19 protein-coding genes are annotated in these 19,794 nt (G+C 47.5%); 9 read left to right on the top strand and 10 right to left on the bottom strand.

Going from position 1 to position 19,794, the window contains the following annotated elements; genetic code table 11:
* Window positions 1-37: 37 nt before the first annotated feature.
* The 6 genes from BIT28_RS24670 to BIT28_RS24645 form a co-directional block, all read right to left on the bottom strand.
* On the bottom strand, window positions 38-964 hold the full coding sequence (locus BIT28_RS24670) for a hydroxymethylglutaryl-CoA lyase (protein WP_075767590.1): 927 nt from the start codon (window positions 962-964) through the stop codon (window positions 38-40).
* 16 nt (window positions 965-980) lie between these two features.
* Window positions 981-3,161 carry an acetyl/propionyl/methylcrotonyl-CoA carboxylase subunit alpha gene (locus BIT28_RS24665; RefSeq protein WP_083652129.1) on the bottom strand — a complete coding sequence of 727 codons (2,181 nt, stop codon included), beginning with the start codon at window positions 3,159-3,161 and terminating at the stop codon, window positions 981-983.
* Window positions 3,154-4,026 (bottom strand): enoyl-CoA hydratase-related protein, encoded by an 873-nt coding sequence (locus tag BIT28_RS24660; protein WP_083652127.1) that lies wholly within the window; start codon window positions 4,024-4,026, stop codon window positions 3,154-3,156. The genes BIT28_RS24665 and BIT28_RS24660 overlap by 8 nt, the downstream gene beginning before the upstream one ends.
* Window positions 4,027-4,077: 51 nt before the next feature.
* Window positions 4,078-5,694: a carboxyl transferase domain-containing protein gene (locus tag BIT28_RS24655; protein WP_075767589.1), complete on the bottom strand. Its 1,617-nt coding sequence runs from the start codon at window positions 5,692-5,694 to the stop codon at window positions 4,078-4,080.
* 12 nt (window positions 5,695-5,706) lie between these two features.
* The gene (locus tag BIT28_RS24650; protein WP_075767588.1) at window positions 5,707-6,876 is read right to left on the bottom strand and encodes an isovaleryl-CoA dehydrogenase; all 1,170 of its coding nucleotides are present in this window, start codon (window positions 6,874-6,876) and stop codon (window positions 5,707-5,709) included.
* Window positions 6,877-6,938: 62 nt separating this feature from the next.
* Window positions 6,939-7,316, bottom strand: a complete 378-nt coding sequence (locus tag BIT28_RS24645) for a MerR family transcriptional regulator (protein WP_075767587.1) — start codon at window positions 7,314-7,316, stop codon at window positions 6,939-6,941.
* 271 nt (window positions 7,317-7,587) lie between these two features.
* On the opposite strand from BIT28_RS24645, the gene BIT28_RS24640 reads away from it, so the two are divergent.
* From BIT28_RS24640 to BIT28_RS24610, 7 genes are all read left to right on the top strand, one after another.
* The gene (locus BIT28_RS24640) at window positions 7,588-8,799 is read left to right on the top strand and encodes a thiolase family protein (RefSeq protein WP_075767586.1); all 1,212 of its coding nucleotides are present in this window, start codon (window positions 7,588-7,590) and stop codon (window positions 8,797-8,799) included.
* A gap of 78 nt (window positions 8,800-8,877) precedes the next feature.
* A complete protein-coding gene (locus BIT28_RS24635) occupies window positions 8,878-10,371 on the top strand; it encodes a CoA-acylating methylmalonate-semialdehyde dehydrogenase (RefSeq protein ID WP_075767585.1) in 1,494 nt (497 codons plus the stop codon).
* A 25-nt stretch (window positions 10,372-10,396) separates the two neighbouring features.
* On the top strand, window positions 10,397-11,566 hold the full coding sequence (locus tag BIT28_RS24630; protein ID WP_075767584.1) for an acyl-CoA dehydrogenase family protein: 1,170 nt from the start codon (window positions 10,397-10,399) through the stop codon (window positions 11,564-11,566).
* A gap of 45 nt (window positions 11,567-11,611) precedes the next feature.
* Window positions 11,612-12,394 carry an enoyl-CoA hydratase gene (locus BIT28_RS24625; protein ID WP_075767583.1) on the top strand — a complete coding sequence of 261 codons (783 nt, stop codon included), beginning with the start codon at window positions 11,612-11,614 and terminating at the stop codon, window positions 12,392-12,394.
* Window positions 12,395-12,414: 20 nt separating this feature from the next.
* Window positions 12,415-13,593, top strand: coding sequence for an enoyl-CoA hydratase/isomerase family protein (locus tag BIT28_RS24620; protein ID WP_075767582.1), 1,179 nt, complete (start codon window positions 12,415-12,417; stop codon window positions 13,591-13,593).
* Window positions 13,594-13,626: 33 nt separating this feature from the next.
* Window positions 13,627-14,538: a 3-hydroxyisobutyrate dehydrogenase gene (gene mmsB, locus BIT28_RS24615; protein WP_075767581.1), complete on the top strand. Its 912-nt coding sequence runs from the start codon at window positions 13,627-13,629 to the stop codon at window positions 14,536-14,538.
* 30 nt (window positions 14,539-14,568) lie between these two features.
* Entirely contained in the window at window positions 14,569-15,327 is a 759-nt protein-coding gene (locus tag BIT28_RS24610; protein WP_075767580.1) for an SDR family oxidoreductase, read from the top strand.
* 120 nt (window positions 15,328-15,447) lie between these two features.
* Here BIT28_RS24610 and BIT28_RS24605 read toward each other — a convergent pair whose 3' ends face one another.
* The 3 genes from BIT28_RS24605 to BIT28_RS24595 form a co-directional block, all read right to left on the bottom strand.
* Complete coding sequence (locus BIT28_RS24605) at window positions 15,448-15,555, bottom strand: 3-ketoacyl-ACP reductase (RefSeq protein ID WP_075767579.1); 108 nt, start codon at window positions 15,553-15,555, stop codon at window positions 15,448-15,450.
* Between the two features lie 143 nt (window positions 15,556-15,698).
* Window positions 15,699-16,214 carry an NUDIX hydrolase gene (locus tag BIT28_RS24600; protein ID WP_075767578.1) on the bottom strand — a complete coding sequence of 172 codons (516 nt, stop codon included), beginning with the start codon at window positions 16,212-16,214 and terminating at the stop codon, window positions 15,699-15,701.
* A 41-nt stretch (window positions 16,215-16,255) separates the two neighbouring features.
* Window positions 16,256-17,191 carry an alpha/beta fold hydrolase gene (locus tag BIT28_RS24595; RefSeq protein ID WP_075767577.1) on the bottom strand — a complete coding sequence of 312 codons (936 nt, stop codon included), beginning with the start codon at window positions 17,189-17,191 and terminating at the stop codon, window positions 16,256-16,258.
* A gap of 248 nt (window positions 17,192-17,439) precedes the next feature.
* Between BIT28_RS24595 and galE the strand changes: the two genes are divergently transcribed.
* On the top strand, window positions 17,440-18,456 hold the full coding sequence (gene galE / locus BIT28_RS24590; protein ID WP_075767576.1) for a UDP-glucose 4-epimerase GalE: 1,017 nt from the start codon (window positions 17,440-17,442) through the stop codon (window positions 18,454-18,456).
* Between the two features lie 64 nt (window positions 18,457-18,520).
* Here galE and BIT28_RS24585 read toward each other — a convergent pair whose 3' ends face one another.
* Complete coding sequence (locus BIT28_RS24585) at window positions 18,521-19,135, bottom strand: DUF2238 domain-containing protein (protein WP_075767575.1); 615 nt, start codon at window positions 19,133-19,135, stop codon at window positions 18,521-18,523.
* A gap of 171 nt (window positions 19,136-19,306) precedes the next feature.
* On the opposite strand from BIT28_RS24585, the gene BIT28_RS24580 reads away from it, so the two are divergent.
* Window positions 19,307-19,651, top strand: a complete 345-nt coding sequence (locus BIT28_RS24580) for a hypothetical protein (RefSeq protein ID WP_139310518.1) — start codon at window positions 19,307-19,309, stop codon at window positions 19,649-19,651.
* Window positions 19,652-19,794: the final 143 nt, after the last annotated feature.

Here is a 19,794-nt window from a genome sequence, read left to right as displayed (position 1 = left end):
CGTTTGTCTTTGACGATGGTTACTCTGATCGAAGTAACTATCGTCTTTTTTGCTCGTCTCTGATCTTTCTGGCTCTAATAGCAAGAGAGGCCTTTGATGACGGTAACTTGCCAAGTTGTTGGCATATTGTCCAGCCTGCGTCTGCAACCTTGTCTATGTCGATGCCTGTTTCGATTCCTAGCCCGTTGCAGAGGTAGAGCACATCTTCTGTCGCCACGTTTCCGCTCGCCCCGTCGGCATAGGGGCAACCGCCAAGGCCTGAAGTGCTGCTGTCGATGACAGTGATCCCCATGGTTAAAGCTTGATAAATATTGGCAAGTGCTTGTCCCCAAGTATCATGAAAATGAACGGCGAGTTGGTTAATGGGAATATGTTGGTTAACTGATTCAAGCATTTTGGCAATACGTAGCGGGGTGGCAGTGCCGATTGTGTCGCCAAGCGAGATTTCATAACAACCAAGGTTGATTAGCTCGCGGGCTACTTCTGCCACTTTGACTGGTGGCGTTGCACCATCGTAGGGGCAATTGGCAACACATGAGAGATATCCCCGAACTGGTATTTGGTATTGCTCGGCCAGTTCCATCACAGGTTCGAATCGTTTTAGGCTCTCACTGACTGAACAGTTGATGTTGTGTTGGCTGAAACCTTCCGAGGCTGAACCAAATATTGCGACTTGATCCGCGCCAGCCTGAAGAGCGAGCTCGAAACCCTTTACATTTGGTGTCAGTGCTGAGTAGGTGATGCCAGAAGTACGGTTAATCTGGTTCATTACAGAGAGTGAATCGGCCATTTGTGGTACCCATTTGGGTGAGACAAATGCACCAGCTTCTATATGTTTTAGGCCTGTTTGTGATAGCTGGTTGATAAAGTGGACCTTGTCAGCGGTTGTGACTAGATTTTCATTTTGCAGGCCGTCTCGTGCGCCGACTTCAACAATAGAAACATGCTTGGGTAAAATCGACATCAGAGCTCTCCGTCTGTTATTTTTCCGGGTCAATGCGCACGAGTAGTTTGCCATGATCCACTTGATCACCGAGTGCGAATAACATTTTTGAAATTGTGCCTTTGTATGGCGCTCTGACGGTATATTCCATTTTCATGGCTTCAATAACCAGCAGTGGCTGGTCTTTTTCGACGCTATCGCCTGGCTGGCAGAGCAGGGCGGACAGGATGCCATTCAGGGGGGCAATGGCTTGATTTTCTTCTTCATTATGTAAATGGACATGGTCAGTGTCGTTACCGATGAAATAATTATCATGCCAGGTTTGATAATAAATATGCTGCTCTTCATTTGATTCAATATGCGTAAAGTGTTCTTTCTGACCATTAATTTCTATCTGGTAGCGATGCCCACCGTTGATATTGGTAATAGATAACAGGTGGATGTTCTGAGCGGCCAGGTTATATTGCTGGTTATTCGTTTCTATTTGTACCAGTTGGATTTCTAGACCATTAGGTGCAAGCGCTTTTGATACTGATGTTGATAGATCCGGGAACTGAAAGAGAAAGTGACAATGCCCATCTCGGGTGTGATTTACTGCTATTTTTTGGCTCGCTGATTGATTTAAGCGCCAATGTACAAACTGACCTTCCCGATGGATAGCTGATATTGCAGCGAATAGTGTTAGTTTGGAAATAGTTAGCAAGCCTGAGTGGTTGCTGGTCTTGTCAGCATCAGTCTTGCCTGTGTCTCTTAGCTTGACGCTAGGTGCTTGCTCGTTATTAAGTTCAGCTTGATGATGCTCTATAAAATGAGTTGTGAGCTCGGCATTGTTGAAAGCTGGGTGGTTAATGACCCGCTGTAGATAATCAATATTGGTTGCAGGACCAATCAGCCTATAATCTGCAAGTGCCTGAGAAAGTGCTGTTATTGCTGTTTTTCTGGTTGAAGCCCAGACGATGAGCTTTGACAGCATTGGGTCATAATGAGAGGTGACAGTGTCACCTTGTTGGATCCCGGAATCTACCCTGACAATTGATTGCTTGCTGCTTTTTTCTGGTTCACTAAGATGATGAATATGACCCGATGAAGGCAAGAAGTCCTGATTTGGATCCTCTGCATAAATCCTTACTTCCATCGCGTGCCCCTGATGGACTATCTCGTTTTGGCTGATTGGGAGCGGGTTACCTCTGGCGATATTGATTTGCCATTCAACCAAATCTTGCCCGGTTATGAGCTCTGTAACCGGATGCTCGACCTGGAGTCGGGTATTCATTTCCATGAAGTAAAACTGACCGGAAGCGTCAAGCAAAAATTCGACAGTACCGGCACCGATATAACCAATCGCTTTGGCAGCATCGACAGCAGCCTTACCCATTGCATGACGTAGCGATTCCGACAGGTTAGGGGCCGGTGCCTCTTCTACGATTTTTTGATGACGTCGTTGAATTGAGCAATCACGATCAGAAAGATAGATCGCATCTCCGTATTGGTCGGCAAACACCTGAACTTCAATATGTCTCGGCTCGACCAGATATTTTTCAATAAGCAGCAAATCATCCCCAAACGCTGCCGCTGATTCGCGTTTGGCGCTGGCAATGGCATCGGGCATCTCATGTGCAGATTCGACGATCCGCATGCCTTTACCACCGCCACCGAGTGCCGCTTTGAGCAGGACAGGGTAGCCGATTTGGTTGGCTATCGCAGTTAGTGTTTCAACGCTATTATCGTTACCGTGGTATCCCGGTATTAAGGGAACATGTGCCTGTTCCATAATGGATTTAGCATCTGACTTTGAGCTCATTGCTTTCATTGCTGAAGACGGTGGACCGATGAAAATTAAATCGTTTTCAAGGCAAGCTTCGGCAAATGCTGCATTTTCAGAAAGAAAACCGTAACCCGGATGAATGGCATCAGCCTCGAGTGTCTTGGCGGCCTTTATAATTCGTGCAATATTGAGGTAGGAATTAACGGTTGGCGCTTCACCTACCAAAATGGCGTGATCGGCCATCTTGACATGCTTGGCCATCCTGTCTGCTTCAGAGTAAATGGCGATGGTTTCAATACCCATTTTTTGGGCGGTCTCAATAACCCTGCACGCGATTTCACCACGGTTGGCAATAAGTATCCTGCGAATGCCTCTTGGCTCATTGAGTGCTGTCAGAGAGTCTCCGGTGTTATTTGCTAGGGGAATGACTTTCTCATCCGTAAGTTTACTCATTATCAATGCTCCATGCCGGTGGGCGCTTGGCGAAGAAGGCTTTCAGTCCTTCTTGTCCCTCAGGTGAGATACGGATTTCAGCAATGAGTTCGCTGGTAGTGTTTATAAGTTCTTCATCAATACTGTGTCTGTCACACAGTTGGCATAACTTCTTCACTTGAACCATCGCATTAGGACTATTGCCCAGGATATGAGAAGTCAGTTTAGTAACGAGCTCAATGGCTTCTTCTTGGGTGCTGGTTATTTCATGGATCACGTTGAGCTGATGGGCGGTTTCGACATTGAAGCGTTCTGCAGTCAGCATATAACGTCGTGCCTGGCGTTGCCCGATAGCGCGACAGACATAAGGTCCGATTGTCGCGGGGATCAAGCCGAGTTTGACTTCACTGAGGCAGAATTGAGCTGTCTTGTCAGCAATTGCAATATCGCAGCAACAAATGAGCCCTAAAGCGCCGCCAAAAGCACTTCCCTGAACATAGACAAGGCTGGGGGCTGGGAAATTGTCCAGTTCATACAACAGCTTGGCTAGTTGGAGCGCATCAGCCTGATTTTCTTCAAGAGGCTTATCGACCATGGATTTCATCCATTGAAGATCGGCACCAGCCGAAAAATGCTTACCATTGGCTTTTAGGATAAGTGCCCTAAGTGCAGGGTGGGCTTTTAACTGATAAAGGTAATCCAGTAGGGTACGAATGATATTGTTATCAAACGCATTGTGTTTGTTGACCCGGTTAAGCGTAATGGTCGCAATCCCGGTTTCGTCGATTGTGCATAACACATCAGCTTCGGGCTCGGTGTGCAGGTTTTCAGCTTTAAAGCTGTTACTGTGGTTGAGGCAATTGCTTCTATACGGGGGCTGACCCATGCTCATCTCCTTTGAAGCCCTATTCAGAAGTATTCTTAGCGATGTGTACCCTTACATTCTGAAAATACCAAATTGGCTTTCTGGAATCGGTGCCCTTAATGACGCTGAAAGGGCAATGCCGACAATCTCCCTTGTCTGTCTCGGATCGATAATGCCGTCATCCCACAGCCTGGCACTGGCATAATACGGGGAGCCTTCTTTTTCATACTGGTCGCGAATAGGCTTTTTAAAAGCGGCTTCCTCTTCGTCTGTCCAAGGTTGGCCTTTGCGCTCTTTGATATCGCGAGTGACCTGGGCCATCACCCCAGCCGCCTGAGCACCACCCATGACGGATATGCGGGCATTCGGCCACATCCACATCATGGTTGGGTTATAGGCTCTGCCGCACATGCCGTAGTTACCAGCCCCGTAAGAGCCGCCAATGATCACGGTAAATTTGGGTACGTCGGCGCAGGCTACAGCCATCACCATCTTGGCCCCATGTTTGGCTATTCCTTCAGATTCATATTTTTTGCCGACCATAAAGCCAGTTATATTCTGGAGGAAAAGCAGGGGGATTTTTCTTTTGGCGCAAAGTTCGATGAAGTGGGCACCTTTCTGGGCTGATTCTGAAAACAAGATCCCGTTGTTGGCAACAATGCCTATAGGGTGGCCATAGAGTGTTGCGAAACCGCAGACCAGAGTGTCTCCATATAAGGCTTTGAACTCATCAAAGGCAGAGTCATCAACGATGCGTGCGATCACTTCCTTGATGTCGATGGGCTTTCTCAGATCCGTGCCGACAATACCGAAAAGCTCATCGGCAGGGTAACGTGGCGGCAACGGGTGATTTTCAATTGAACATTCGGCTTTGGGTTGAGTTTCAATGTGACAGCTTGCTATTGCTTGCCGGGTCAGATCAATAGCATGATGCTCATTTTGGGCAAAATAATCGGCAACACCTGATGTTTTGCAGTGAACATCTGCACCACCAAGTTCTTCGGCAGAGACAATTTCACCTGTAGCGGCTTTTACCAGTGGGGGGCCAGCCAGAAAAATTGTGCCTTGCTCTTTAACGATAATTGAAACATCGGCCATGGCCGGTACATAGGCTCCACCTGCAGTACATAAACCCAGTACCACTGCAATTTGCGGGATCCCCTTGGCAGACATCCGAGCCTGATTGAAAAAGATCCGGCCAAAGTGGTCCCGATCGGGAAAAACTTCAGCCTGATGAGGCAGGTTCGCACCACCTGAATCCACCAGGTAAATGCAGGGAAGATGGCAGCGTTCGGCAATTTCTTGTGCTCGCAGGTGTTTCTTAACGGTGAGTGGGTAATAGGTGCCGCCTTTGACGGTGGGATCATTGCCGATAATCATGCACTCGACACCTTCCACTCTGCCAATTCCCGCTACGACACCTGCACAAGGAATTTCTTCGTCATAGACCTGCCAGGCTGCAAATTGTCCGATTTCAAGGAAAGGGCTGCCAGGGTCGAGTACCGCATCTATCCGTTCCCGCACCGGAAGTTTTCCTTTTTCTTTCTGCCGGGCTTTAGCCTGCTCGCCACCACCTTGAAGCAAGAGGTGAACATGGCTATGAAGCTCGTCAACCAGCTCGGCCATACTCTGCTTGTTTTGCTTGAACTGGGGTTCATTGGCATGAATATGTGTCTGAATAATTGCCATTAAGCCGTGTCCTTATTTAGATTCCTCGAACAGTTCTCTGCCGATCAGCATGCGGCGAATTTCAGAGGTGCCGGCACCTATTTCATACAATTTGGCATCCCTGAGCAGACGACCAGCAGGGAACTCGTTGATATATCCATTTCCGCCGAGTAGTTGAATGGCGTCCAATGCCAACTGTGTGGCCAGTTCGGCACTGTACAAAATGGCACCTGCAGCATCTTTTCGTGTGCTTTCGCCCCGATCACAGGCAGCAGCAACGGCATAAACATAAGCACGTGCTGCATTGGTGCGGGTGTACATATCTGCGACTTTGGCCTGAACCAACTGGAATTCGCCAATAGATTGGCCAAACTGCTTGCGGTCATGGATGTAGGGCATAACAAGATCGAGACAGGCCCGCATGATCCCCAAGGGGCCGGCGGCAAGAACGACTCGTTCATAGTCCAGCCCGCTCATCAAGACGTTGACCCCTTTGTTGAGTTCGCCAAGGAGGTTCTCGGCCGGCACGACACAGTCATGGAACACCAGTTCACAGGTGTTGGAGCCACGCATCCCGAGTTTGTCGAGCTTTTGTGCATGACTAAAGCCTGCAAAATCACGTTCAATAATAAACGCTGAGATCCCATGTGAACCGGACTCTGGCTCTGTTTTGGCGTAGACGACAAAGGTCTCGGCATCGGGGCCGTTGGTGATCCACATTTTGCTGCCATTGAGGACGAAATTGTTCCCGCGTCGCTCGGCCTTAAGCTGCATACTGACAACATCTGAGCCCGCATTGGGTTCACTCATCGCCAGGGCTCCAACATGTTCGCCCGTAATTAGCGGCGGCAGGTATTTTGCTCTTTGCTCAGCTGTCCCGTTGCGATAGATTTGATTGACACAGAGATTCGAGTGCGCTCCATAGCTCAAACCCACAGAGGCTGATGCCCGGCTAATTTCTTCCATGGCAATAACATGGGCGAGATATCCCATGTTAGCACCGCCATACTCTTCACTCACGGTGACACCGAGTAGCCCCATTTCGCCCATCAGAGGCCAAAGCTGGTTGGGAAATAGATTGTCCTTATCCGCTTGTGCTGCCAGAGGAGCAATGGCCTCGCTGGCAAAATTGTTTACCTGCTCACGGAGCATGTCGAGGGTGTCGTCAAGGCCAAAATTGAGGGGCGTGAACAGATCTTTCATAACATCTCCGGTTAACCAAGTTGTGATGAACAGCTGTAATTTCGATATCTAAATGGTCGTATTCAGTGTGTGTCTGAGTTGTTCAGGGCCTGATGGCAACGGGCTTTGGCAATCTGGAGCTCATTTAGCACAACATTGATATCATCAAGCTGGCGCTTCAAAATGGCCTGCTTATCGTCAATGATCCTTAGCATCTCATTGAGCTGGGTGTGGCTTTGGTTAGTGTCATAGAGTTCGAACAGTTCGCGAATTTCAGCCAATGAAAAACCTAGCCGCTTTCCTCGTAAAATCAGCTTGAGCCTGATTTTGTCCCGGCGTTTGTAGACCCGGGTATTACCGTTTCTGGATGGGTGTAGCAGGCCGACATCTTCATAAAACCGAATACTTCGGGTTGTGATGTTGAACTCCTTCGCTAAGTCACTGATTTTAAAAGTCTCCACTTTACAGCCTCCTCAAGGCGCGGACTCACAATATGGTGAGGTCCGGCAACAGTCTGGACTGACATGTTGAACTCAGCCTGCGATTACATTTGGCAATTATGCTGTACATCGGGTTGCCAACAGAATTACAAGTGTGATCAGTTTGTTTCTTAACGTTTACGTAAATGTTAGTGCTATGCTTACGTAAACGTCAAGAAATTGAGCCGGCTCTGACTATTATCAAAGATGTTCAGTTTTCACTGTTATTGCTGTCTTCAAAGAGGGCGAAGTAATGGAAAAAAACGTTTGGATTGTCGCAGCACGCCGTACTGCTCTCGGAAGCTTTCAGGGGCAATTTTCTTCATTCTCGGCACCGGAATTGGGGCAGTTTGCCATTCAAGCTGTGCTCGAAGAGGCAGCAATCACTCCGTCAGAGATTGATGAAGTTTACATGGGATGCGTGTTACCTGCCGGGTGCGGCCAGGCTCCGGCAAGGCAGGCCGCCCTTGGTGCGGGGCTGCCACATTCGGTTGGCTGTACCACCATAAATAAGGTCTGCGGGTCCGGGATGAAATCTGTCATGCTTGCGAATGACTTAATCTGCGCTGGCTGCGCCAAAGCCATTATCGCGGGTGGAATGGAAAGCATGACCAATGCACCGTATTTGCAAAAAGAAGCTCGCAGCGGAATGCGATTAGGTCATCACACTGTTTACGACCATATGTTTCTTGATGGTCTGCAAGATGCCTATGACGGACATTTAATGGGCGTTTATGCTCAGCAGGTGGCAGATAAATTTGAGTTTTCCCGCGAAGAGATGGATCAATGGGCAGCTATGTCTGTTGAACGGGCTGTTGCTGCGCAGCAACATCAGATGTTTGACCAAGAAATAGTATCCGTTAAGAAAGAAAGTAAACACGGAGTCATCTTAGTTTCTCAAGATGAGCATCCTGGCGAAATAAACATCAAGAAGATCCCTGCACTCAAGCCGGCTTTTGCCAAAGACGGAAGTGTTACCGCAGCCAATTCCAGCTCAATTTCTGATGGCGCGGCAGCTCTGTTGGTGATGGATGCCGAGTCGGCCAGCCAGCAAGGGCTTGCACCTCTCGCCATCATCAAAGGGCACGCGACATATGCACAGCGGCCAGCTGATTTTACAACAGCACCTGTTTATGCCATCCGCAAATTACTTTCCGAACTTGAATGGTCCGTCGATGATGTCGATTTGTGGGAAATTAATGAGGCCTTTGCTGTTGTGACCCAGATAGCCGTTCGTGAGCTGGAGCTAGATCCGGCAAAGGTTAATGTTCACGGAGGAGCTTGCGCACTTGGTCATCCAATAGGAGCAAGTGGTGCGAGAATTCTCGTTACCTTAATTCATGCTCTGAACAACAAGCAACAAGCCAAGACGAAAAAGCAGACATTGAAAGGCATTGCTTCGCTATGTATAGGGGGAGGTGAAGCGACGGCCATAGCTATTGAAGTTCCAGCGAACTCTGGTTAGTACACTTTGTGTATGAAAAATATTATTCACGAATTTTCCCTTCTATTTATACAGGGTGATAAACCCTGAGGAGCAATTATGACCCAACATGTTCCTTTATATATTGATGGTGAGTTCCGTCAGTCGCAATCACTGCAATGGGTAGACGTTACCAACCCGGCAGATAACAGTGTTATAGCCAAGCTACCTTGTGCGACAGAAGATGAAATTGAAGAGGCTATATCGAGCGCTTACGAGACTTTCAAATCATGGAAAGAGGTGCCGGTGCCGGAACGTTCCCGGTTAATGCTGAACTATCAGCAATTGCTGAAAACCCATCATGATGAAATAGCCACGTTGCTTTCCAGTGAAACAGGAAAGATATTTGCCGATGCCAAAGGGGATGTCTGGCGTGGGATTGAAGTGGTTGAGCAGGCTGCCAATATCGCCAGCCTCATGATGGGGGAAACGGTCGAGAACGTCGCCAAAGAGATCGATACTTATTCGATCATGCAGCCACTAGGAGTCTGTAGTGGGATAACACCATTTAACTTTCCGGCGATGATACCGTTATGGATGTTCCCGATGGCCATAGCCGCAGGTAATACCTTTGTACTGAAACCTTCTGATCAAGTGCCTCTGACTTCCATTCGGCTGGCCGAACTGTTTGAACAAGCCGGTGCCCCAAAAGGCGTGTTACAAATTGTTCATGGCCAACGGGAGCAGGTGGACTATTTATTGGCGCACCCGAAAATTAGAACGATTTCTTTTGTTGGTTCGGTGCCAGTTGCCCGTCATATCTACCAGACAGGGACTCATCATCTCAAACGTGTTCAAGCGTTTGCCGGGGCAAAAAACCATATGGTTGTGATGCCGGATGCCAACAAAGAGCAGGTAATTAATAACCTGGTGGGTTCATCTGTTGGTGCTGCTGGCCAGCGATGTATGGCAATTTCTGTGGCGGTGCTGGTTGATGGTACCAAGGAATGGATACCAGAGTTAAAGCAGGCTATGGCAAAGATCCGGCCCGGGTCTTGGGATGACGAAAATGCCGGCTATGGCCCTTTGATCAGCCAAAAAGCCAAAGATCGTGTTTTACGTCTGATCCGCGAGGGTAAAGATCAAGGTGCTGTCTGTGAGCTGGACGGTAGCCACTGTGAGGTTGAAGGCTATCCAGATGGCAATTGGGTTGCACCGACACTATTCAGTAGTGTTCAAACGTCAATGTCTGTCTATCAGGAAGAGATTTTTGGTCCGGTATTGCTCTGTGTTGAAGTCGATACGTTGGAAGAGGCTATTGCGCTCGTCAATGCCAACCCGTACGGCAACGGCACATCAATATTCACCGCCTGTGGTGCTGCTGCCCGTAAGTATCAGCATGAAATTGAAGTCGGTCAGGTTGGTATTAATGTACCTATTCCGGTGCCGTTACCTTTCTTCTCTTTTACCGGGTGGCGAGGGAGTTTTTACGGGGATCTGCATGCGTATGGCAAGCAGGCTGTTCGTTTTTACACTGAGACAAAAACAGTCACCTCTCGGTGGTTTGATGATGATATTCCAACCGGACCAAATTTGACGATCCACCTACGTTGATTTACCAACGCTAAGGGAGACGAAGATGGATTTTGAACTCAATGAAGAACAACGTGCTTTTGCTGAAACTGCCCGTCAGTTTGCCAATGAACGTTTGGCGCCACAGGCGGCTGAATGGGATGAAAAGCAGATATTTCCTAAAGAGGTGCTAAGAGAAGCGGGTGAACTAGGCTTTCTGAGTCTATATGTGCCGGAAGAGCAGGGAGGGTTAGGGCTAAGTCGCCTGGATGCCTCTATTATCTTCGAGCAGCTTTCGATGGGCTGCACCTCAACCACGGCCTTTATGACCATTCATAACATGGTTAGCTGGATGATTGCCTCGTTTGCTACCGAGCAGGCAAAGGCGGCGTTTTGTCCGAAATTACTGACGGGAGAATGGTTGGCTTCTTATTGTCTGACCGAGGCCAATGCCGGATCCGATGCAGCATCACTAACCACAACGGCTGTTAAGAAGGGTGATAGTTATGTGCTTAACGGAGCCAAGGCTTTTATCTCCGGCGCAGGTGAAACGGATGTGCTTGTAGTAATGGCAAGAACTGGCAGTGATGGTTCGAAAGCGACTGGAGCAAGTGGTATTTCAGCCTTTATTGTACCGGCGGAGGCTGCCGGGATCAGCTACGGAAGAAAAGAGCCTAAAATGGGTTGGAATAGCCAGCCAACCCGTGCTGTGACATTTGAAAATGTTGAAGTCCCTGCTGTTAACTTGCTCGGTAGTGAGGGAGAAGGCTTCAAATTTGCGATGAAGGTGTTAGATGGCGGGCGGATAAACATTGCATCTTGCTCGCTAGGTACGGCCCAGCATGCCCTTAATCAGGCAAAGCAATATGTGACCGAGCGGCAGCAATTTGGCCAGTCACTGTCTCAATTTCAGTCGGTTCAGTTCAAGCTTGCAGATATGGCAACAGAATTGGTCGCAGCCAGGCAGTTGGTGCGCTATGCCTCAACCAAGCTAGACCGACAAGATCCCGAAGCGACAGCATACTGCGCGATGGCGAAGCGGTTTGCGACAGACATTGGTTTCAAGGTTTGCGATCAGGCACTGCAACTCTACGGTGGATATGGCTATATCAAAGAGTATTCGCTGGAACGCCATTTCCGTGATGTAAGAGTCCATCAAATCCTAGAAGGAACCAATGAGATCATGAGGCTTATTATTTCACGGCGGGTACTGAAAGAAGGAACCGAGCTACTTTAATTCGAACTTGGATAGACCAAGCCAACAGAGATAAAGGAAGCCATTATGTCAGACAACAACGCGATTTTAGTCGACATTGACGGCCATGTCGCCGTGCTTACCATGAATAACCCACCAGCGAACACCTGGACGGCAGAGAGTCTTGTTCAGCTCAGAAAGATAATCGAGATATTGAACAAAGATAAACATGTCTATGCCTTGGTGATAACCGGGCAGGGCGAGAAGTTCTTTTCTGCCGGCGCTGATCTGAAATTATTCGCCGATGGTGATAAAGCCGTGGCAGTTGAAATGGCTCAGTGCTTTGGGATGGCTTTTGAGACTTTATCTGCTTTTCGTGGGGTATCCATCGCGTCAATCAATGGGTTCGCCATGGGAGGTGGGCTTGAAGTTGCACTGGCTTGTGATATACGAGTTGCTGAGGCCCATGCCGAAATGGCATTGCCAGAAGCCAAGGTTGGTCTGTTGCCATGTGCCGGAGGTACGCAGAATCTGACCTGGCTGGTGGGAGAAGGTTGGGCGAAACGAATGATCTTGTGCGGGGATCGGGTTAGCGCCTCTCAGGGGCTTGAAATTGGCTTGGTTGAAGAAGTCGTGGCGTCGGGGCAGGGGCTTGAGAGCGCCATGAAGCTGGCTAATTCTGTAGCTAACCAGTCTCCTTCATCTGTGGCTGCTTGTAAGAAGCTGATTCAGAACTGCCGGACAGCGCCATTGCAACATGGTCTGATGAAAGAGCGTGAATTGTTTGTTCAGTTGTTTGATACCGAAGATCAAGCTGAAGGTGTGAAGGCGTTTTTGGACAAGCGTCCACCCCAATGGAAGAACAAGTAATCAAAATAATGAGGTAGACAATGGTTGGCAAAGTGAACTGCAGTGAGCTTGATTGTGTTGATGGGAACAAGATTGGGGTAGTGGAACTAGACAACCCAGCCTCGCTCAATGCGCTGACACTGGATATGCTCAGGCAACTGAAAGCAAAGCTGGAAGTATGGGAGAGCGATGAACGTATCGTGTGCGTCTTTCTGCATGGCGTTGGTGAGAAGGCGTTTTGCGCAGGAGGTGATGTCCGCACCATGTATAACATGATGCGTGCTGCGTCAGAGAGAGAAGGGCAGGCCGAAACGGCAAAGCAATTTCTTACAGAGTACTTTACGGTTGAATACGGCTGTGATTACTTAATTTATCGCTACAGCAAGCCGGTGATAGTGTGGGGGGAAGGAATAATAATGGGGGGCGGGATGGGCCTCTATATGGGTGCCAGCCATAGAGTCACGACGCCCACCTCCAGGTTGGCCATGCCAGAGATAAGTATCGGGCTATATCCGGATGTTGGCGGAACCTGGTTTCTGAACAAACTTCCTGACGGTATTGGTATGTTTCTTGGGCTTACCGGCGCACAGATCAACGCTACTGATGCGCTTGAATTAGGGATGTCGGAGCATATGTTAATACCCGAACAGAAGCAGTCAGTGCTTGAGAAGTTACAGGGTAGCAATTGGGTCAAAAGTAACAAAGTTGCTGATGGTGATTTGACGTTCAACAAGGAGTTGGTCACAGAGATGTTGACTGGCTTTGCCGATACCGCAGACCCACATCGTCCGGTTAGTTATATCGGCCCTTACTTTTCTCAGATTCAGCTCGCCTGTAAAGCGGATGATTTGGTTGATATCTCCCGCCAGATCATGTCGATTGAAGGAGATAACCGTTGGCTGGAAAGAGCAAAAAGAACGCTTGAGGAAGGCAGCCCAATTACAGCCAATATTTGCTTTCGTCAGTTGACTCAATATCACCACTTGTCGCTGGAAGAGTGTTTTCGGCTTGAATTAAGTCTATCTGTGCATTGCGGTTTACTTGGTGAGTTTCAAGAGGGAGTCAGGGCAAGGTTGATAGATAAATGCGGTCAACCAGATTGGCTTTATACAACTTTGAGTGAAGTTGACCAAAGTGTCATTGACTCCTTGTTTACCCCGCTTTGGGATGAATCTGAGAATCCTCTGGCCACATTAGGTCAATCATTAACAATGAACTAACCAATATTATCTTTATTACGCAGGAGGTTTATCATGAGCACCATCGCGTTTATCGGGTTGGGTAACATGGGCAACCCAATGGCTCAAAATCTATTGAAAGCTGGCTGTAACGTAAGAGTTTATGATTTGAATACCGAGGCGGCAAAAAAGCTTGAAAGCCACGGTGCCTTTGTTGCCTCGTCTCCTGAAGAGGTGGTAAAGGGAGTAAACATTGTTATTACGATGCTTCCTGCCGGTGAACATGTTAGGGCTGTCTATCTTGGCGATCATCATGGAGGCGTCGGGCTGCTTAACCTTGTTGATGATGATACTTTCCTGATTGACTCTTCGACAATCGATCCTGAGTCGGCTCGTATCGTGGCCGCAGAGGCTGCAAAGAAGGGGTTCGAGTTTGTTGATGCCCCTGTTTCCGGTGGTGTCGCCGGGGCACAAGCTGCAACACTGACATTTATTGTTGGCGGTACTGACAGCGGTTTTGAGAAAGCGCAAGAGACTCTTAAACATGTCGGAAAGAACATCTTCCATGCGGGTAAGGCCGGTGACGGACAAATGGCCAAAATATGTAATAACCTGATGTTAGGTATTTTGATGTCGGGGACGTGTGAGACATTAAGCCTGGGCATTGATAACGGCCTCGACCCCAAAGTCCTTTCAGATATCATGCTGCAGAGTTCTGGGCGTAATTGGGCTCTGGAGCTGTATAACCCGTGCCCTGGTGTAACGGATAAAGCGCCTGCTAGCAACGCTTACCAGCCGGGGTTTATGAGTAAGTTAATGCTCAAAGATCTTGGTTTGGGGATGGATGCCGCCCTTCATAGCCAGTCGGCCATTCCTATGGGGGCTTTGGCCAGAAACCTTTATGCACTTCATAACGCAAAAGGCAATGAGTTACTGGATTTCTCCAGCATGTTCGAGTTCTACCGTGACAAGAAAACCAACAATTGAGCCTAAATTCTATTCAGGGGAGGCAGACATATGGATTTGAAGCAGAGTGTCATTGCAATTACAGGGGCCGGGCAGGGACTAGGCCAAATGATGGCAGTTACTTTGGCACAGGCTGGTGCTGAGCTGGCTCTTATTGATGTTAATGAAGATGGCTTGAAGCAAACTCAGTCGCAGTGCCAGATGCTCAGTACCAAAGCGTTGATATATATAGCCGATGTAACCTGCGAGAAGAGTGTTGAAGACGTCTTCTCGAGTGTGATTGATGATTTTGGTCAGTTAAACGGGCTAGTAAACAACGCCGGGGTATTACGCGATGGTTTACTGGTTAAGCAAAAAGAAGGTGAGATCAGCAAGATGTCACTGGAGCAATTCAAGACTGTGATGGATGTGAATGTGACAGGGACTTTCTTGTGTGGTCGAGAGGCTGCATTACAGATGATTGCTTCCGATAGCCAAGGAGTAATCATTAACATCTCAAGTGTCTCCCGAGCCGGTAATATCGGTCAGACTAATTATTCGGCCTCAAAAGCCGCCGTCGCAACCATGGCAGTGTGCTGGGCGAAAGAGCTTGGAAGGTATGGTATTCGTGCAGCAGCAGTTGCTCCCGGGATTGTGCAGACAGCGATGGCAGATCAGTTAAAGCCGGAGGCCATCGAGCGACTGAAGAAAATGGTCCCGGTTGGCAGGATGGGAGAGGCCTGTGAAATTGCACATGCCGTGAAATACATTCTGGAAAACGATTATTTCACTGGTCGGGTACTTGAAGTTGATGGCGGTATGCGAATGTAGTCAATTCCTAAGTAGACCTTAGGCGCGATGTATCGCGGTAACGCCTGACACAATGTCCAGGCGTTACCGTTTGTTAAAGAGCTTGCCTGTTTGCCTGGTGGCTGTGTGGCGTTGACTGTATTAATTGCCGTAAAACATGACAAACAGCGCCATACCGCCGCCAGCAATAAACATGAGCATAGCCAGCAGTGCCGTGGCCTTATTTAGCATCGAAAAAAGTTTGTCCATCAGAATCGTCCTCGTTAGTTGACGGGCAAGATGCCATAACTGGCACCCTAATTCGAGTGTTTGTTCTGTCTGAAATAGACCTTATTGGTAACAAAGTATTCCATGCTCCGGGATCCTGCCGTTACGAAGAGTCACTCCAGCACTTAGAGTAATTTCAGCATACGTGCCTTGAAAAAGGTTGAGAGTGTTTTGGCGTCTTGTATTTCGCCACTGGCTACTTTCATCTCAAAATCATTAACAGAGAGGGTGATAACTTCAATGATTTCATCATCATCTAGTTCGCCAGTGCACTCTGTTAGCCCTTTGGCAAAGAAGAGGTATTGGACTTCATCACAGAAGCCGGGGACAGGCAGCAATTCACCAAGGTCTTGCCACAGCTCTGCTTTAAGCTGAACTTCTTCGGCCAGTTCTCGTTTGGCACAGGAAAGGATATCTTCCTGACTTTCGAGAGTCCCAGCCGGAAACTCCAGAATCCATTTTTGAATTGCTGGCCGGTACTGGCGAACCATAACAAGCTCGCCGTTATTTGTTACCGGTAAAATCACTACAGCTCCGGGGTGCTTAACCGTTGTAAAGTCAATCTGTCGGCCATCTGGTAAGCTGTGTGTCGCCTGTTCAACAGAGAAACATTTCCACTGGCATAACGTTCTAGTTTTCATAATACTCATCTTGATAGTTTACTCTCCCACTGCGACTTGATTTAGGATAAGAATGATTTCAACAATTTAGTCACCAGTTTTGGTTGCTCGTTAGTAACACCGTGACCGGTATTGGGGATCACAACCAGCGATGAATTCATGTACTCGCTGAGTTTAATTCCGCTATCAAGGGGGAAAATCTGGTCACTGTCGCCCCAAATTAACATGCTCTGTGGCAGTTTATTTGCTGGGTATTTGCTGATCCGTTCTCTGTCACTAACAAGGCTCTGAATTAGCTGTTTTTTCTCACTTCGCCATGGTGCGAAATAGCTGAGGTAAATCTGGTCGGCAACAAAGTCTGGCATACGTTTTTTATCAACAAACACATAGTCAAATAAACGGCGAACTTCATTGCTATTTTGCGGTACAAACAAGTCCTCCGGTTTCTCGACATTGGCACGCATACAGAGCTGACTTAAATCATCATCATTGAAAAGAGGACCGGGGCTGGCGATGATGACTGATTTATCAATTCTCTGTGGTGACAGCATCATGTTGTAAGTAACAAAGCCACCATAGGAGATACCAGCAACATTGATTTTTTCAATGTTCAACGAATCAATGATCTGCCATACGGCATCGGTTTGGGTAGTGAGGTTAGGTGTACCGTTACTGTGCGAGTCGCCGAACCAAGCAAGATCAGGCGCAATCACCATGTAGTCTTTGTTTAGCTCTAGCATCTCCTTTTTCCATGTTGATATGGCCGTGCCGCCAAAGCCATGGAGAAGCAGCAAAGGCTTTCCAGTGCCTCCGACCCAATATTTCATTTTGCCGCCGTCGGCAAGAGTGAGAAAGTGTTCCGTGTAGCCCGCTTCCTGAAGGGCAAGTTTATCCTGCTCTGCTTTCCAGCCAACTATTTCACAGCCTGTTAAGGTAAACAGCAGGAAGCAAAGGGCTACAAGCTGGCGAAGAACTGTGGAGCTTGTGAATTTTGTCATTAATGAATGCCATGCTGAGAAAAATTAATTTTACATCGTTTTATTTTAGGAGTCTTCTTTAAATTATCTCTTCTGTCATTGAGTTTAAATTGCTAGAAATTAGGAATGGACTAGGTGATTTGTCTTCAATATCAGAGCTATATAAATGTAATTATTAGTATACACATGGTTGTTATGCCTGAGAAATGTACTATAGCTAAATAGAACAGTTAAGAATTTACTAATGTGATTTTTCACAGGGAGGCACCATGCGTGTTTTAGTAACTGGCGGAATGGGCTATATAGGTAGCCATACCTGTGTACAGATGATTGAAGCAGGTATGACACCGATTATTGTTGATAATCTCTATAACAGTAAGAAAACGGTATTAGCCAGGATAGAAAAACTGACTGGAGTTCAGCCTGCTTTTTATGAAGGTGACATTCGTGACCGTGCCTTCTTGGACAGTGTCCTGGCAAAAGAAAATGTCGAGTCAGTGATTCATTTTGCCGGCCTGAAAGCGGTTGGCGAATCTGTCGAAAAACCAATGGAATACTACGACAACAATGTTCACGGTACACTGGTTTTGGTTGAAGCAATGAGAGCGGCAGGGGTGAAGAGTTTAATTTTCAGCTCCTCGGCTACGGTTTATGGTGATCCGGCAACAGTGCCAATTACTGAAGATTTTCCGACAAGCGCAACAAATCCGTATGGGCGTAGTAAGCTGATGGTAGAAGAATGCCTGACTGACATTCAAAAAGCCCATCCGGAAATGAGCATCACTTTGTTGCGCTATTTTAATCCCGTTGGTTCCCATCAATCTGGTGAGATGGGTGAAGATCCACAAGGCATTCCAAATAACCTGATGCCGTTTATCGCTCAGGTTGCGGTGGGTCGTCGTGAGTATTTATCAGTGTTTGGTAATGATTATCCGACCGTTGATGGTACCGGCGTTCGTGATTATATTCATGTTCTTGACCTGGCTGACGGGCATTTGGCTGCGCTGAACTATAGAGGAAATAAGGCTGGTCTGCATATTTATAACTTAGGTACAGGCAATGGGCTTAGTGTTTTGCAGATGGTTGATGCTTTTTCGAAGGCGGCAGGGGTAGACGTTGCCTATCAAGTAGCACCTCGCAGGGCGGGTGATATCGCTGAATGTTGGGCGGATCCCAGTAAAGCGAAAGCTGAGCTTCACTGGGAGGCGACCCGGACGATTGAAGATATGACAGCGGATCTCTGGCGCTGGCAATCCAACAATCCAAATGGTTACCCAGACGTATAATCGATATAGAGCAATCTTGTAATGATCTAGATTAGGCCGCTGAAAATATTCAGCGGCCTTTGTATCAATAGGCGTTTGTGTAGGTTCGGTAGGGCTTGTTGAAGAAGAAAAATATCAGGCTTGTAATCGCCCCAAGGGTATCAGCCAGCATATCTTGCTGAGCATCCCATATATCGCCTTGTGAACCCAAAAACTCAATGCCAGCTTCTCCACCAGCCAATACAGCGTACCACCATTCGATGATCTCGTAACCGGCAGCAATAGCCATTATTGCGCATAGGCCGAATAATCCGGCAAGAAACGGAGAACAGTGGCCTTTACGTGAGAGATATTCAGCTATCGGGTAGGCGTAGAATCCAATAGAAAAATGGGCAAAGCGATCGAAGTGGTTTCGCTCGGAACCGATCAGTTCGCTAAACCATTCAAAGGGTACATTGGCGAACGTATAATGCGCGCCAACGGTGTGCAATATCAGCCAGCATGACATAAACAGGTATGCTGCGTTTGAGAACCTGAAGTGTTTATAGGTAATCAGTAATGGTAAGAAAATTAAGATGATCGGGACAATCTCCGCGATCCATACTTCAGGAAAAGCTGGGTTAATTCCAGACCAAACGATTGTCGAGCTTATGATAATGGCAAGGATTAATGGCAATGTCTTGTCTTTGTTTACTGTCATTGAGGGTAATCCCTTATCCGGATAGAGGTAACAATCAAATATAATACACTGTTTTATTGTTTTCGGAAACAACAGTGTGTAATTAATGAGATATTGATAGATTAGTCCCGTCAAATTTCATAATACGTTAACCAAGTACTATGCTGGTGGAGTTGAAGGCGATAATATTTAATGGTTTACGGACGTGTTTTACAAGGAGAAGATATGCATACGGTGGCGTTAGATGAAGGTGTAGCAGCATTACACCAGCAGCGGTTGATTGCAGGCTTCACGAAATACCTTGAACAATTTCCAGATTATCATGCTTACGGCGAAGAGAGTGTGGGGTTTATCCACATGCGAAATAACTCTCCGTTGTGTTTTTACAATTCATCATCAGGTTATGCAGCGCTTATCGATTGTCCAGTTGCCCGCCTTCAGTTTGAAGAGTTCCTCCAGCGCCCGGATATTGATGAGTATGTCGCTTTATCATTTGTAGGCACCCGTTACGAGCAGCAATATCCAAGGAAGTCTTAGTATCAGTATCCCGTTCTTGCATAACAAAAAATACAGCGTTTTAAGTAGATGTCAGTATCAATAATTGTGATATAATCCTCGGCTAACATTTTCTACCTTAGTGTGAGTTGGCTCACGTAAGGTAGAGCTGTAATAATTATCTG

Source organism: Photobacterium proteolyticum, assembly GCF_001939735.1.
GTDB classification, from domain to species: domain Bacteria; phylum Pseudomonadota; class Gammaproteobacteria; order Enterobacterales; family Vibrionaceae; genus Photobacterium; species Photobacterium proteolyticum.
The sequence above is the reverse complement of the archived record's forward strand: the minus strand, read 5'-3'. Positions and strand labels throughout refer to the sequence as shown.

Excerpts from the sequence above, each read along its gene's own strand:
- BIT28_RS24630 (WP_075767584.1), top strand. The coding sequence starts at position 10,397 with ATGGATTTTGAACTCAATGAAGAACAACGTGCTTTTGCTGAAACTGCC.
- BIT28_RS24625 (WP_075767583.1), top strand. The coding sequence starts at position 11,612 with ATGTCAGACAACAACGCGATTTTAGTCGACATTGACGGCCATGTCGCC.
- BIT28_RS24610 (WP_075767580.1), top strand. The coding sequence starts at position 14,569 with ATGGATTTGAAGCAGAGTGTCATTGCAATTACAGGGGCCGGGCAGGGA.
- galE (WP_075767576.1), top strand. The coding sequence starts at position 17,440 with ATGCGTGTTTTAGTAACTGGCGGAATGGGCTATATAGGTAGCCATACC.
- BIT28_RS24620 (WP_075767582.1), top strand. The coding sequence starts at position 12,415 with ATGGTTGGCAAAGTGAACTGCAGTGAGCTTGATTGTGTTGATGGGAAC.
- BIT28_RS24635 (WP_075767585.1), top strand. The coding sequence starts at position 8,878 with ATGACCCAACATGTTCCTTTATATATTGATGGTGAGTTCCGTCAGTCG.
- BIT28_RS24640 (WP_075767586.1), top strand. The coding sequence starts at position 7,588 with ATGGAAAAAAACGTTTGGATTGTCGCAGCACGCCGTACTGCTCTCGGA.
- BIT28_RS24595 (WP_075767577.1), bottom strand. The coding sequence starts at position 17,191 with ATGACAAAATTCACAAGCTCCACAGTTCTTCGCCAGCTTGTAGCCCTT.
- BIT28_RS24605 (WP_075767579.1), bottom strand. The coding sequence starts at position 15,555 with ATGGACAAACTTTTTTCGATGCTAAATAAGGCCACGGCACTGCTGGCT.
- BIT28_RS24670 (WP_075767590.1), bottom strand. The coding sequence starts at position 964 with ATGTCGATTTTACCCAAGCATGTTTCTATTGTTGAAGTCGGCGCACGA.
- BIT28_RS24650 (WP_075767588.1), bottom strand. The coding sequence starts at position 6,876 with ATGAAAGATCTGTTCACGCCCCTCAATTTTGGCCTTGACGACACCCTC.
- BIT28_RS24580 (WP_139310518.1), top strand. The coding sequence starts at position 19,307 with ATGGTTTACGGACGTGTTTTACAAGGAGAAGATATGCATACGGTGGCG.
- mmsB (WP_075767581.1), top strand. The coding sequence starts at position 13,627 with ATGAGCACCATCGCGTTTATCGGGTTGGGTAACATGGGCAACCCAATG.
- BIT28_RS24585 (WP_075767575.1), bottom strand. The coding sequence starts at position 19,135 with ATGACAGTAAACAAAGACAAGACATTGCCATTAATCCTTGCCATTATC.
- BIT28_RS24655 (WP_075767589.1), bottom strand. The coding sequence starts at position 5,694 with ATGGCAATTATTCAGACACATATTCATGCCAATGAACCCCAGTTCAAG.
- BIT28_RS24665 (WP_083652129.1), bottom strand. The coding sequence starts at position 3,161 with ATGAGTAAACTTACGGATGAGAAAGTCATTCCCCTAGCAAATAACACC.
- BIT28_RS24600 (WP_075767578.1), bottom strand. The coding sequence starts at position 16,214 with ATGAAAACTAGAACGTTATGCCAGTGGAAATGTTTCTCTGTTGAACAG.
- BIT28_RS24660 (WP_083652127.1), bottom strand. The coding sequence starts at position 4,026 with ATGGGTCAGCCCCCGTATAGAAGCAATTGCCTCAACCACAGTAACAGC.